The sequence below is a fragment of the Nocardia vulneris genome (genome assembly GCF_001613425.1).
Lineage (GTDB): Bacteria > Actinomycetota > Actinomycetes > Mycobacteriales > Mycobacteriaceae > Nocardia > Nocardia vulneris.
The window spans coordinates 1-12,077 of record NZ_BDCI01000022.1 but is presented as its reverse complement, the minus strand read 5'-3'; the positions used below and the strand labels follow the sequence as shown (position 1 = coordinate 12,077).

Sequence of the window (12,077 nt, the reverse complement as noted above, 5' to 3'; positions counted from 1 at the left end):
GTAGAGGTGACCGCCGTCTTTTCGGTGGTTGGGGACGGTCCGTTACGAAAACCGTACAGCGCTCGGTTTTGGATGACAAGATTGCTCGACGGCTGACTACACTGGCTCGGTGGCGAAACGGGGCCCCTACGGCAAAGGCATCGAACGGCGCGAGCAGATCCTCGACGCCGCGCTGCGCACCATCGCCGAGCGGGGCTACCTGGCCACCTCCGTCGCCGAATTGGCCGACGCGGTCGGGTTGAGCCAGGGTGGGCTGCTGCACTATTTCGGCTCGAAAGAGGAGTTGTTCGTCGCGGTGTTGCGCAAGCGCGACGAACTCGATCTGCTGGCGATGAGCGGCGCCGCGCCGGCGGCCTTCGTGGCGGTGATCCGGCGGAACACGCAGGTGCCGGGACTGATCGAGTTGTTCACCCACATGCAGGCCGCCGCCGCGGACCCGCGCCACCCGGCGCACGATTACATGCTCGAGCGGTACCGCTTCGGCACCGCCGGGTTCGCGGGGGCGTTGCGTGCGATGCAGCAGGCGGGCACCCTGTCCGCCGAGATCGACGCCGAGGCCGCGGCCACCATGTTCTTCGCGCTTGCCGACGGTTTGCAGGCGCGCTGGCTGATCGACCCGACGATCGATATGGTCGCTGAGCTCGAGTCGTGCTGGCGTCGCTATGTCGGGGATGCCGCGCGATAGCGGAGTCCGCTTCGGCGCCACCTGTCGGAGCCGAATTGTATTGTGCGGATATGGGTCTAGCGAAGCTTGCCGAGGAGTTCTGGAACTGGCGGACCGCGACGGCGCCCGATTCGAGCGACGACCTGCCCCGGGTGGAACGTCCCGCGGGCTGGTTGCCCGACTGGTCCGCGGCGGCCATCGCGGACCGCCGGACGGTGCTCGCCGAGTTCGCCCGCAGGCATGCCGCGCTCGACCTGTCCGACGAGCCGGTCGCGGTGCAGGTCGACGGCAGGCTGCTCGGTTCGGCACTGGCGAAGGTGCACTGGGAGCTGGATCTGATCCGCGGCTGGGAACGCAATCCCGGTTTCTACGTGCAACAGAGTCTCGGCGCCGTCTATGCGGCCTTGCTGGCGCCGCCGCCGTTCGACGGCGCGCGGGCCGCTTCGATCAGCGCGTTGCTGCGGCACGTGCCGCTGGTGCTCGAACAGGCCAGGGCGAATCTCGCCGCGCACGCGAGCGCACCCTTCGCCCGCAGCGCGGTGCGCCTGCTCGACGAGTCGGCCGGTTCGCTCGAAGCGGCGCTGACCGCGCTGATCCCGTTCCTGCCCGCCGAGTACGCCGCCGAACTGCCCGCCGCGACCCGCGTCGCCGCCGATGCCGTTGCGGCCTATCGTGATTGGCTGGCGGAGCGGCTGCCCGAGCTGGGCGAGACCGAGCCGGTCGGGCCGGAGGCGCTGGCGTACTACCTGCACAATGTGGCGCTGCTGCCGTATTCCGCGCAGCAGTTGCGGGCGATGGGTCGCCAGGAATGGCACCGGGCGGTCGCGACCGAGACGGCGCTGCGCACCCGCTACCGGGATGCGCCGAGCCCGCCGCTGCCCGCCGACGCGCACGAGCACGTCGAACGGCAGCACAAGGACGAACTGGCGGTGCGCGAGTTCGCGGACGGACTGGGCCTGCTCGGTCAGCCGGAATCGTTGCGGCACTACCGATTCGCCCCGCTGCCGCCGTATCTCGCCCCGCTCACCTGGCTCGGCGTCACCGACGACCTGACCGGGCCGTCGCGCCGGGACGAGGACGCCCTGCGCTACGTCCCCGACCCGACACCGGATCTGCCCTACTTCGATCAGGCCGCGGCCTTCGACGCCCGCACCGCGATCGTGCACGAGGGGGTGCACGCGCAGCAGGTCGCGTTCGGCTGGCGGCACGACAATCCGGCCCGGCGCTGGTTCTACGACTCGGTGCCCAACGAGGGCATCGCGTTCTATTACGAAGAACTGATGTGGCAGGCCGGACTGTTCGACGAGGCGCCGGCCAGCGCGATCTTCGTGGCGAATGCCATGCGGCTGCGGGCGTTACGGGTCGAAGTGGATATCGCCCTGGCGCTGGGTGAGCTGTCCATCGAAGAGACGGCCGACCGGCTCGCGATCGATGTGCCGGTGGACCGCGAGACCGCGTGGGAGGAAGCCGTGTTCTTCGCCGGATTCCCCGGCCAGGCGCTCAGCTACCAGATCGGCAAATTGCAGATCCAGGATCTGCTCAGCACCGCGGTGCGCGAGCTGGGCGGCGAATTCGAGCTGAAGGCCTTCCACGACAGGCTGTGGCGTGAAGGGAACGTGCCGCTGGCCTTGCAGCGCTGGGAATACCTCGGCTTGCGCGATCATCTCGACGAGGCCGATCGACTGGCCGAAAGCGGTGCCGCCGTGGGTGATCGGCAGACGAACTAGGCGTTCGCCGGAAGGTCCGTGCCCGCCCCGCGACGGCGGATCGCGACCAGATCGTGGCGCGCGCCGGGCATTGCCTGATCGTCGCGCCTCGTCGCGCCTCGTCGCGCCTCGTCGCGCCTCGTCGCGTGTCGGCGCCTCGCGCCGGAATGCTTTGTCCAGTAACACACTCACCACCATCCGGTGGCGAGTTGCAGGGCGAGACTGGAGACGCCGAGGATCACCGCGAGCAGTCCGCCGAACAGCAGCGGACGTGTTCCGGCGCTGCGCAGCTGCCGCCAGGTGAGCGAGGTGCCGATCGCGGCGAGGACCGCGGCGATCAGCCATGCGCTGAGGTGGGCGAGCGCCGGAGCCGCCGCGCCGGGCAGCACGCCGAGTCCGGCGACCACGGAGGCGACGAGGAACAGCACCACGAACAGTGGAAAGGAGTGCAGGATGGTGCTTTTGGCGCTCGCATCCGCATCGGTGCGGCGCTTGGTGAAATACAACCCCAGGCACATCGGCACGATCATCAGGCTGCGGACGAGCTTCACGATCACCGCGAAGTGCGCGGCGGCGGGACCGAACATCACCCCGGCCGCCAGCACCGACGAGGTGTCGTTGATCGCGGTGCCCGCCCACAGGCCGAACGCTTCCTGGGACAGGCCAAGCAAGCGTCCCAGCGGCGGATAGGCCAGCACGGCAACGACATTGAAGACGAAGATGGTGCCGAGCGCGTACGCCACCCGGTCCCGGTCCGGTTTCAGCACCGCCGTCGCCGCCGCGATCGCCGAAGCGCCGCAGATCGTCGTGCCGACCGCCACCAGCGTCGCCGATTCCCGTTCCAGCGCAAGCATTCTCCCGATGACGGCGGCCGCAACGGCACCCACCACCAGGGTGCCGATCAGGACCACTGCGGTGTCCCGCCCGACCGTCAGCACCGATCCGACCGGCAGCCCCAGGCCCAGTAGCACGATCGCGGCCCCGAGCAGGCGCTTCCTGGTCGCGATCAAGCCTGCTCCGAACCGGCCCGTATCCGAAACGGCCCCCCGGCCGGCGGCGCTGACCAGCGCGCCGATGACCAGCGCGAGCACCGGAGCACCGATCACCGGCACCAGTCGGCCGAGCACGGTGGCCACCGTCGCTATCCCCGCCGCCAGCAGCAAACCCGGCCCGAACCGTCTAAAGCGCGTCACCCCTACAACATTCGATCCGTCCGGGAATTCGCAGTACCCACCGATCCGGCACTACCTCATAACCGGAGCTGATAAGTGCGGCTGATGGGGGTGTGGGCGGTTGTGGGGATGTCGGAGTGGTCGTCGTCACACATAATCGATGGTTATGAGGCTACCGCCGGGGACACCAGAGTTGGACGTGCTCGACCTACTGGTGTCCGTGGCGGAACTGGGCAGTCTGGGGGCCGCGGCGCGCCAGCACGGGATCAGTCAGCCCGCGGCGAGTATGCGGGTCAGCGCGTTGGAGCGGCGGTTGCGGTTGCGGCTGCTGGATCGCGGCCCCACCGGGTCGGAGCTGACCGAGGCCGGGCGCTCGGTGGTGGCGCATGCTCGGCTGGTGCTGGAGGCCGCGCGGTCCTTCAACGCCGGGGTCGCGGCGCTGCATGCGGCGGAGGTGCCGCATTTGCGGGTCGCCGCCTCGAAGACCATCGCGGATCATCGCATTCCGCAGTGGCTCAACGCGTTACGTGCCAGCTGCCCAGAGGTGGCGGTATCGCTGGAGGTGGACAACACCAGGCACGTCGAGGCGCTGGTTCGTGACGGGGTCGCCGATATCGGGTTCGTGGAGGGGCCGCATCCGCCGCCCGGCCTGAGCAGCCGGGTGCTCGGCGCGGACGAACTGGTGGTCGTCGTGGGGCAGTCGCACCCGTGGGCGCGCCGCCGGAAACCGGTGACGCTGCGCGAGCTGGCGACGACGCCGCTGCTGTGGCGCGAGCAGGGCTCGGGCACCAGGGACACGGTGTGGGAGATCCTCGGGGCGGAATGTCAGCCTGCCCGGCCCGCGGCGGAACTGGGGTCGGCGGTTGCCATCTGTGCCGCCGCGCGCTCGGCTGTCGCGCCCGCGGTGCTGAGCCGGTTGATCGCGGCGGGCGACCTCGCCAGCGGTGCCCTCGTCGAGGTGTGCGTGGCCGGACCGGTGGTGCTGAGCAGGAAGTTCCGGGCGATCTGGCGCAAACAGACGCCACCGGCCGGCGCGGCCGGGATCCTCGCCGAGCACGCCGCGCGACTCGAGTCACATGGCGCGCGTCACTGGTGAGCGGGGGATTCAGCGCCGCGGATCGGGGTAGGCAGTCGGTGACATGGCTCCGACAAGAAAGGCGTGAACGATGACTCAGCCCATCACCAGCACCCTCGACCCGGAACAGCAGAAGATCACGGGGGAGACGCTGCGCGCCACGGTGGTCGACCTGATCGATCTGTCCCTGATCGCGAAGCAGGCGCACTGGAACGTGGTCGGGCGGAACTTCCGGTCGGTGCACCTGGCGCTGGACGAATTGGTGACGGCGGCGCGCGACTTCACCGACGCGGCGGCCGAGCGGGCCACCGCGATCGGCGTCAGCCCGGACGGCCGGGCCGAGACCGTCGCCAAGGAGTCGGGCGCGGCGGGCTTCCCCGACGGCTGGCAGCAGGACACCGAGGTCATCAGCCAGGTCGTGGCGAACCTCGCGGCGGTGATCAGCCGGCTGCGCGAGCGGATCGCGACGACGGAGACGGCCGACCCGGTGACCCAGGATCTGTTCATCGGCTTCGCCGCCCGGCTGGAGCAGCTGCATTGGATGTGGCAGGCGCAGCTGGCGGGCTGAGCGCGCCGGGCTACCGCGACAGGCCGTGCACCCGGGCGATCAGTCGCTCCAGCACCGTGCGCGGCAGCAGTCGCCGTACCCCGAACATGATGGGCGCGTTGCTACCGACGGCGTAGAGCGGTTGCGGGCGGTCGGCTTCGATCGCCCGCACAATGGTGTCCGCCACCTTGTCCGCGGTGATCCCCTTACCTTGCGCCTCATCGAGTTTCGCGATGAAACGGGTGAAGTCGGCGGTGTGCGGCGACCCCTCGTCGAGGTATTTGGTCCGCCGCTCGCGCAGTCCGGTGTTGATCTGTCCCGGCTCGACGGTGGTGAGCCACACGCCGAACGGCGATTCTTCGAAGCGCGCCGCCACCGCGAAGCCCTTCAGCGCCGCTTTGGTCGCGCCGTAGGACGAGCGGTACGGCATCGGGAAGCTGGCGATCATCGAACCGACCATCACCACCCGGCCGTAGCGGCGCTCGCGCATGCCGGGCAGCACGGCCTGGGTGAGGGCGACCGGCCCGAGCACGTTCAGCCGGAACAGTCGCTCCACCGCGTCCGCCGGCAGCTCGGCCAGTGGCCCCGCCTGGCTCTCGCCCGCATTGTTGACCAGCACGTCGATCTCGCCGAGCCCCGCGACGAACGCCTCGATCGAGGCGTTGTCGGTCAGGTCGAGCGCGCGGTACTCCACGCCCGGCACCTGCGCGTCGGGCTCGATCCCCTCGGGTTTGCGGCTGGTCCCGATCACGCGATAGCCGCGCGTCACCAACGCCGCGGCGGTCGCCTTCCCGATTCCGGACGAAGCACCGGTGACAACTGCGGTCCGACCCATGAGCATCTCCTTGTTCCGCGACTGCTGCCGACGATAGCCGTTCGGCGCGTCCGCGCGCGCGGGCCGACTCGGCAAACGCGAGTGCAACGGAGGATGGCGGCCCGGCGAGGTTGTCCTGAATTTCTGCGGGCAGGCCCATTCGGCCGCCTTTTCCCTGCCTCGGTTGCGGCTAGGGTTGGCCGGCGCGACAGACCGGGCGGGCCGTCGCGAGACGTGATCCGATGGACGGGCCGAGGAGATTTGTGGTGGTTGCCGACACTGTTCGGGAGGAACAGGCGATCCGTCAGATGACGGAGCGGTTGGTCGAAAACTTCGGTGGCACATACTCGGCCGAACACATCGAAGCCGTGGTCGGGGCGGGGCGCAGGCGGTTCGACGGACATCCGGTGCGCCAGTTCGTGCCGATTCTGGTCGAGCGGTTCGCGCGCCGGCAGCTCGCGCCCGAGACGGTCCCGCCGACACCGGCCGCGTCGGCGGGAAAAGTGAAGATGCGCAAGGGACGCAAGGGAACTGCCGCGCACCGCGCCGTGTCGACCGCCGCCGTGGAATCCGACGACCTGCGTGAACCATGGTCGGCGAGTAAACGTTTCGTGCCTGCCGTGGTCGGCGCGGTGGTGGCCGCGCTGGTCGTGGTGACCGTCGTCGCCGTGGCATCGGCGGTGCGGCAGCCGAACTCGCCGTCGACGACCGCCGCGCCGGTGGCCCCGCTCGCGGTTGTGCGCGGCGTGGTCGGCTCGGAGAAGATGTCGTTCTTCCAGGACCCGAAGGTGGTCGACGTGCTCGCGCGCCACGGTCTGCGGGCAGCGGTGGATTCGGCGGGGTCGCGCCAGATCGCAACGTCGGTGGATCTGGCGAAGTACGACTTCGCCTTTCCGTCCAGCGAGCAGGCCGCCGAGCGAATCCAGCGGCAGCGCAATGTGAGTACGAAGTACATCCCGTTCTCCTCCCCGCTGGCCATCGCGACGTTCACGCCGATCGCCGAGCTGCTGGCCAAATCCGGTGTGGTGCATCAGGGCCCGGTGCCGACCTTCGACATGGGCCCCTACCTGCGGATGGTCGGCAACAACACGCGGTGGGATCAGCTCACGGCAAACGACGTCTACCCCACGAGCAAGAACGTGCTCATCTCCACCACCGACCCGCGCAGCTCCAACTCGGCCGCGATGTACCTCGCCATCGCGGGCTACGTCGCGAACAACAACACCATCGTGCAGGGCAGCTCCGCCGAGGAGAACATCTTGCCTACGGTGGCAAGGCTTTTCGTCGGCCAGGGGTACACCCAGAGCAGTAGCGAGGGGCCGTTCGAGACCTATCTCGCGACCGGGATGGGGCCGACGCCGCTGGTCTGGATGTATGAGGCGCAGTTCGTCGACGCCGCGGTGCGCGGGCTGCTGAAGCCCGAGATGACGATGCTGTACCCGACGCCGACCATCCTGTCCCGGCACACGCTGGTGCCGTTCGGCGAGCCGGGCGACCGGATCGGGCGCCTGCTGGCCACCGACCCCGAATTGCAGCGGCTGGCCGCCGAACACGGCTTCCGCACCGGTGCTGCCGACCAGTTCGCCGCGGTAGCCGCGGAGCACAATGTGCGGGTCGCGCCGGACCTGGCCGATGTGATCACCACGCCCACCTTCGACACGTTGGAGCGGCTGCTCGACGGAGTCGGCAGGTCCTACAACTGATCCGGTCGACGGGCGGCGATCCCGTCGAGCACGCAGTCCAGTCCGAACGTGAAGCGCTGCGCCGCATCGGGATCGGTGGCTTCGCGCACCCGCCTGGCGAACTCGGGGTAGTCGCCGCTGTCGAGAACACCGCGAATGTAGGGTGCGACCGACTGCTGCCACTGGTCCTCGGTGAGTCCCGTTCGGCGCTGGGCTTTTTCCTCCGCCAACTGCTGGGCCACGGCACCGGAGACGTAGGCCTGGACGGTGTCGACGATGGCCGCCGCGAGGGTGATGTCGCGGGTGAACGATCCGGCCGCCGTGAGCGCGAGGTCGTGCAGGCGTAGCGAATTCGCGCCGAGCGCGGGCCTGCCGGTGAGTTCGGTGCCGAGCCACGGATGCCGGATCAGGGTCGCGCGGGTGTGCTCGGCCACGGCGCGCAGGTCGGTGCGCCAGTCGCCGGTGAGCGCGGGCACCGGTGCCGCGCCGTGCACCGCGTCGATCATCAGGTCGAGCAGATCGTCGCGCCCGGCCACATAGCGGTACAGCGACGCGGTGCCGGAGGCGAGCGCGGCGGCGACCCGGCGCATGGACACCGCGTCGAGGCCCTCGCGGTCGGCGAGTTCGACGGCGGTGCGCACGATGCGGTCCACGCTGGGGGCGCGGCGGCTGGGGGCGCGCTGCTCCTTGGTCCAGACCAGCGCGGCCGGCTGCTGCGAGTGCGTCATCGTTTCCCTTCGTTGCGATCCGCCAGAAGCTATGGCTACAGTGTAGCCATAATGAGAACGATGTAGCCAGAAGGAGTGCGGATGTCCGACACGAGAGTTCCTGTGCTGATCGTGGGTGGTGGGTCGGTCGGGCTGCTCGCTGCGGTTTTCCTGGCGCAGTGTGGCATCGCGCCTCTCGTGGTCGAGCAGGCGGCGGAACTTTCGATCCATCCCCGGGCCACCGGGCTCGGCCCGCGCACCATGGAATTCCTGCGTCAGGCCGGGCTCGCCGATGCGGTCGACGCGCTCGCGGTGGACATGTCGGAGGGTAGCCTCGGCAAGCTCTCCGGCCCGACGCTCGCCGAGGTGCACCTGCCGGACGGCCCGGCTGCCCCGCCCACCTGGATCGGGTGGGGCCCCGGCCAGATCGGCCCGGCGATGATTCGCGGCATCTGCGCGCAGGACCGGCTGGACTCGGTGCTCGCCCCCGCCGCGGCGGAATACGGTGCCACCCTGCGGTATTCGACCCGGACGGAGTCGATCGAACAGGATGCGTCCGGTGTCACCGCGCAGTTGGACGACGGCACGACCGTCCGGGCCGAGTACCTGATCGCCGCCGACGGCGTCCGCAGCGGCATCCGCGCAGCGCTCGGCATCGGCACGACCGGCCCAGGCGCCCTGGGTAATCCGAAGATGAGCATGCTCTTCCGGGCCGATTTGAGCCCTTACACGCGAGGACGGCACTTCACCACCTGTGATGTCACCGGTCCGGCGCCGGGCATGTTCGTCACGGTGGACGGCGCGAAAGACTGGATCTTCCATACCGATTACCGCCCGGAGGACGGTCAGTCGGCCGAAGACTTCACCGCGGAACACTGCCGGGCGCTGATCCGCACGGCCGTGGGTGACCCGGCGCTGGAACTCGTGATTCTGAGCCGGTTGCCTTGGCGTGCACGGGGTCTACTCGCCGACGAGTTCCAAGTGGACCGGGTCTTCCTCGTCGGCGATGCGGCGCACGCGGTGCCGCCGCAGGGCGCGTTCGGGCTGAACACCGGCGCGGCCGACGCGCACAATCTCGCATGGAAGCTGGCCGCGGTGCTGCGCGGGCAAGCCGGACCCGGCCTGTTGGCGACCTACGCGATCGAGCGTCGATCGGTCGCGTCCGACACCTTGACGCAGGCGCTGCTGCGGGTGGCCCACCCGCGATTGCACTGGGATACCAGCTCCACGGCCGGACCGGCGCGGACCGCCGTCGGCATGGCCGCCGCGCCGGTGGTGCAACTCGGTTACCGCTACGCTTCGGCGGCCGTGATCGACCCCGATCCGCGCTTGCCGGACACCGAGGACGTGGCGCTGGTGCTGGACGGCACCCCGGGTTCGCGGCTCCCGCATCTCTGGATCGGCGCACAGCGCTCGACGCTGGACCTCGTCGGCGCGAACTTCGTGCTGCTCGCCGGTGCCGACGGTGTGGCTTGGGTGCAGGCAGCCGAAGAGGCGGCGGAAAGTCTGGGAATCCCGTTGTCGGCCATCGTGATCGAAGTGCCGGAGTGGCCGTCGCGGGTGGGTATCGACGCGACGGGCGCGGTTCTCGTCCGTCCCGACCAGGTCATCGCCTGGCGCAGCAGGGAAATGGTGGCGCGACCGGCCGAACGCCTCGCGGCGGTGCTGCGACAGCTGCTCGACCGGTGCTGAGGCGCGTGGGTGCATCTGCTGAGATGCGAGTGAAAGGTCGGTGAGACGTCCGGCCCGAAGTATCGGTGACAGCATCCGCTGTCCACTCCCGGAGGAACCGTCCATGAACCGCCGCATACTCTGCCCCCTCGCACTGGCCGCACTCGTCCTGACCGGCGCGGGTTGCTCCGCCGACCGCGGTACCGCCGCGAGCCCCGGCACGGTCGCCGGAACCACCAGCGCCGCAGCGGCATCCGCGAATGCGCTGCCCGGCGACTACTGCCAGGCGACGGTGGAACTGTCGCGCAGCACCCGGGAGCTGAGCACGAAGGCGGAGATCAAGCCGGAAGAATACGCCAGGGCCGCCGACCAATTCGATCAGTTGAAGGCGATCGCGCCCGCCGAAGCGGCCGGCGACCTGGGCACGATCGGTGCGAGCTACCGGGCCATCGCCAAGGGGGAGGCCACCATCGAATCGGTCGGGCCCGACCTCGCCCGGGCGAGCCTGCACCTGGCCGAGGTCAACCGGACCAAATGCCTGCCGCCCACACCGCGGTGACGATCGATACAGTCAGCCCAGGAGGTCGACGATGAACGCACCGAATTCCGATATCCGGCTGCACGTGCACCGCTGGGGCGACGGGCCGCCGGTGGTCCTGGTGCACGGCAGTATTCTCGGCGGTCGCGAAACCTGGCGCGCCCAGCGCCCGTTGACCAGCCGCTGGACCCTGCTCGCCCCGGACCGCCCCGGCCATGGTGAAACACCTTATGCCAGGCAGGATTTCGAGCCGGAAGCCCGATTGCTCGCGGCCCAGCTGCTCGACCGGCCGGTGCATCTCGTCGGGCTGTCCTACGGCGGGATCGTCGCGATGTACGCCGCCGCGCAACGACCCGAGAATGTCCGGTCGCTGACCGTCGTCGAACCGCCGCTCTACGGCGTCGCCCGCGGGAACCCGGAGGTCGACGCGATGAGCGCGGCCACCCGCGAGCTGATCGAACGGGTCGACCGCGCGCCCGAGCTCGCGTTGCGGCAGTTCTTCGAGGTCGTCGGTGTGCCCGCCCTGCCTGGCGCGTCGATCCCGCCGGTCCTGGTGGCCGGGATGCGGCAGTTGCAGGGTGCGCGCCCGCCCGACGAGGCGGCGCCGCCGCTGGACGTACTGCGTGACGCGGATTTCCCGATCCTGGCGGTGTCCGGCGGGCACTCGGCGGCGTTCGAGGCGGTCTGCGACGCGATCGCGGAACAGACCGGCGCCGAGCGCGCGGTCTGTCCGGGCATGGGCCATCTGGTGCCGGACACCGGCGAGCCGTTCAACGCGCTGCTGGAGAAGTTCTTCGAACGCGCCGCGTAGCGCTACCGGGTGCCGTGGCCCGCGCAGGCCGCGAGCGCGGTGTCCTTGGTGGCGTTGAACTTGTCGATGCTGGCGTTGAGCGTGTCCGTGTCCGCGCGCCGGGCCAGGGTGTCGGCGAGGGCGTTGGTGTCGTCGCGGTAGGCGTGCAGCACGTCCGCGATGTTCGACGGCACTTCCTTGGTCACCTTCTGGTCGACCGACCGCGCGCCGTCGTGCAGCGCGGTGACGGCGATATCGGCCTTGCCGTTCGCCTCCGGATCGTTACGGCCGCGGTCGTTGGTCAGCCCGATGTAATCGTTGAAGGCCTGGACCGAACGACCGTTGGCGGCCAGGAAGGCATCACAGGCCGACCCGGTCGCGCGTTCGATGGCGGCCGCGCGGGCCGAGGACGCCGCGATCGAGGAGGCCGTGACCTCCGAGGTGTACGCGGCCAGATCGGTGCGGTTCACCTCGGCAGTGCCGGAGACCTGCTGCGAACAGGCGCCGATGATCAATACGCCCGCCGCGGTCGCCGCGCCCGCGGCGAGCAGTCCGGTCCGTTCGAGTCCGTGCATGTCGGCCCCTTCCCTCGACAGATCCGGCCGGGCCGGTGCTGCCCGCTGCCGGACCTTTCGACCGTACGTCGTGACGGGCGGGGTCGTCACCTGCACAGACCTGGATAGATGAGCAATCGATACCTACGGGCCGAGC

The 12,077-nt window shown here is 69.8% G+C and carries 12 protein-coding genes; 8 read left to right on the top strand and 4 right to left on the bottom strand.

The features are described 5' to 3' along the window. Nucleotides 1-109: 109 nt before the first annotated feature. Both NVU01S_RS23235 and NVU01S_RS23230 read left to right on the top strand, forming a co-directional pair. Nucleotides 110-685 (top strand): TetR/AcrR family transcriptional regulator, encoded by a 576-nt coding sequence (locus tag NVU01S_RS23235; protein ID WP_052280664.1) that lies wholly within the window; start codon nucleotides 110-112, stop codon nucleotides 683-685. Between the two features lie 50 nt (nucleotides 686-735). Then, nucleotides 736-2,391: a DUF885 family protein gene (locus NVU01S_RS23230; RefSeq protein ID WP_052280663.1), complete on the top strand. Its 1,656-nt coding sequence runs from the start codon at nucleotides 736-738 to the stop codon at nucleotides 2,389-2,391. A gap of 167 nt (nucleotides 2,392-2,558) precedes the next feature. On the opposite strand, the gene NVU01S_RS23225 is transcribed toward NVU01S_RS23230, so the two are convergent. Beyond that, nucleotides 2,559-3,563 (bottom strand): YeiH family protein, encoded by a 1,005-nt coding sequence (locus tag NVU01S_RS23225; RefSeq protein WP_043671623.1) that lies wholly within the window; start codon nucleotides 3,561-3,563, stop codon nucleotides 2,559-2,561. Between the two features lie 145 nt (nucleotides 3,564-3,708). Between NVU01S_RS23225 and NVU01S_RS23220 the strand changes: the two genes are divergently transcribed. Continuing rightward, nucleotides 3,709-4,638, top strand: a complete 930-nt coding sequence (locus tag NVU01S_RS23220) for a LysR substrate-binding domain-containing protein (protein WP_043671620.1) — start codon at nucleotides 3,709-3,711, stop codon at nucleotides 4,636-4,638. Between the two features lie 70 nt (nucleotides 4,639-4,708). Then, nucleotides 4,709-5,185, top strand: a complete 477-nt coding sequence (locus NVU01S_RS23215; RefSeq protein WP_043671617.1) for a Dps family protein — start codon at nucleotides 4,709-4,711, stop codon at nucleotides 5,183-5,185. Nucleotides 5,186-5,195: 10 nt separating this feature from the next. Here the strand turns inward: NVU01S_RS23215 and NVU01S_RS23210 are convergent, their stop codons facing one another. Further along, complete coding sequence (locus NVU01S_RS23210) at nucleotides 5,196-5,999, bottom strand: SDR family oxidoreductase (RefSeq protein ID WP_043671877.1); 804 nt, start codon at nucleotides 5,997-5,999, stop codon at nucleotides 5,196-5,198. Nucleotides 6,000-6,244: 245 nt separating this feature from the next. On the opposite strand from NVU01S_RS23210, the gene NVU01S_RS23205 reads away from it, so the two are divergent. Next, nucleotides 6,245-7,681 carry a three-helix bundle dimerization domain-containing protein gene (locus NVU01S_RS23205; RefSeq protein ID WP_244467272.1) on the top strand — a complete coding sequence of 479 codons (1,437 nt, stop codon included), beginning with the start codon at nucleotides 6,245-6,247 and terminating at the stop codon, nucleotides 7,679-7,681. Here the strand turns inward: NVU01S_RS23205 and NVU01S_RS23200 are convergent. Next, on the bottom strand, nucleotides 7,672-8,388 hold the full coding sequence (locus NVU01S_RS23200) for a TetR/AcrR family transcriptional regulator (protein ID WP_043671612.1): 717 nt from the start codon (nucleotides 8,386-8,388) through the stop codon (nucleotides 7,672-7,674). The two genes, NVU01S_RS23205 and NVU01S_RS23200, sit on opposite strands and share 10 nt — an antisense overlap. 81 nt (nucleotides 8,389-8,469) lie before the next feature. Between NVU01S_RS23200 and NVU01S_RS23195 the strand changes: the two genes are divergently transcribed. The 3 genes from NVU01S_RS23195 to NVU01S_RS23185 all read left to right on the top strand — a co-directional run bounded on the left by NVU01S_RS23195 (nucleotide 8,470) and on the right by NVU01S_RS23185 (nucleotide 11,387). Then, nucleotides 8,470-10,059: an FAD-dependent monooxygenase gene (locus tag NVU01S_RS23195; RefSeq protein WP_043671609.1), complete on the top strand. Its 1,590-nt coding sequence runs from the start codon at nucleotides 8,470-8,472 to the stop codon at nucleotides 10,057-10,059. A gap of 103 nt (nucleotides 10,060-10,162) precedes the next feature. Further along, nucleotides 10,163-10,597 carry a hypothetical protein gene (locus NVU01S_RS23190; protein ID WP_043671606.1) on the top strand — a complete coding sequence of 145 codons (435 nt, stop codon included), beginning with the start codon at nucleotides 10,163-10,165 and terminating at the stop codon, nucleotides 10,595-10,597. Nucleotides 10,598-10,628: 31 nt separating this feature from the next. Next, nucleotides 10,629-11,387, top strand: a complete 759-nt coding sequence (locus NVU01S_RS23185; RefSeq protein WP_043671604.1) for an alpha/beta fold hydrolase — start codon at nucleotides 10,629-10,631, stop codon at nucleotides 11,385-11,387. Between the two features lie 2 nt (nucleotides 11,388-11,389). Here the strand turns inward: NVU01S_RS23185 and NVU01S_RS23180 are convergent, their stop codons facing one another. Continuing rightward, a complete protein-coding gene (locus NVU01S_RS23180) occupies nucleotides 11,390-11,941 on the bottom strand; it encodes an Rv2240c family protein (protein ID WP_043671601.1) in 552 nt (183 codons plus the stop codon). Between the last annotated feature and the right edge of the window lie 136 nt (nucleotides 11,942-12,077).

Bases quoted from the DNA above. Each gene is read 5' to 3' on its own strand.
- NVU01S_RS23230 (WP_052280663.1), top strand. From the start codon at position 736: ATGGGTCTAGCGAAGCTTGCCGAGGAGTTCTGGAACTGGCGGACCGCG.
- NVU01S_RS23220 (WP_043671620.1), top strand. From the start codon at position 3,709: ATGAGGCTACCGCCGGGGACACCAGAGTTGGACGTGCTCGACCTACTG.
- NVU01S_RS23215 (WP_043671617.1), top strand. From the start codon at position 4,709: ATGACTCAGCCCATCACCAGCACCCTCGACCCGGAACAGCAGAAGATC.
- NVU01S_RS23210 (WP_043671877.1), bottom strand. From the start codon at position 5,999: ATGGGTCGGACCGCAGTTGTCACCGGTGCTTCGTCCGGAATCGGGAAG.
- NVU01S_RS23200 (WP_043671612.1), bottom strand. From the start codon at position 8,388: ATGACGCACTCGCAGCAGCCGGCCGCGCTGGTCTGGACCAAGGAGCAG.
- NVU01S_RS23195 (WP_043671609.1), top strand. From the start codon at position 8,470: ATGTCCGACACGAGAGTTCCTGTGCTGATCGTGGGTGGTGGGTCGGTC.
- NVU01S_RS23190 (WP_043671606.1), top strand. From the start codon at position 10,163: ATGAACCGCCGCATACTCTGCCCCCTCGCACTGGCCGCACTCGTCCTG.
- NVU01S_RS23185 (WP_043671604.1), top strand. From the start codon at position 10,629: ATGAACGCACCGAATTCCGATATCCGGCTGCACGTGCACCGCTGGGGC.
- NVU01S_RS23180 (WP_043671601.1), bottom strand. From the start codon at position 11,941: ATGCACGGACTCGAACGGACCGGACTGCTCGCCGCGGGCGCGGCGACC.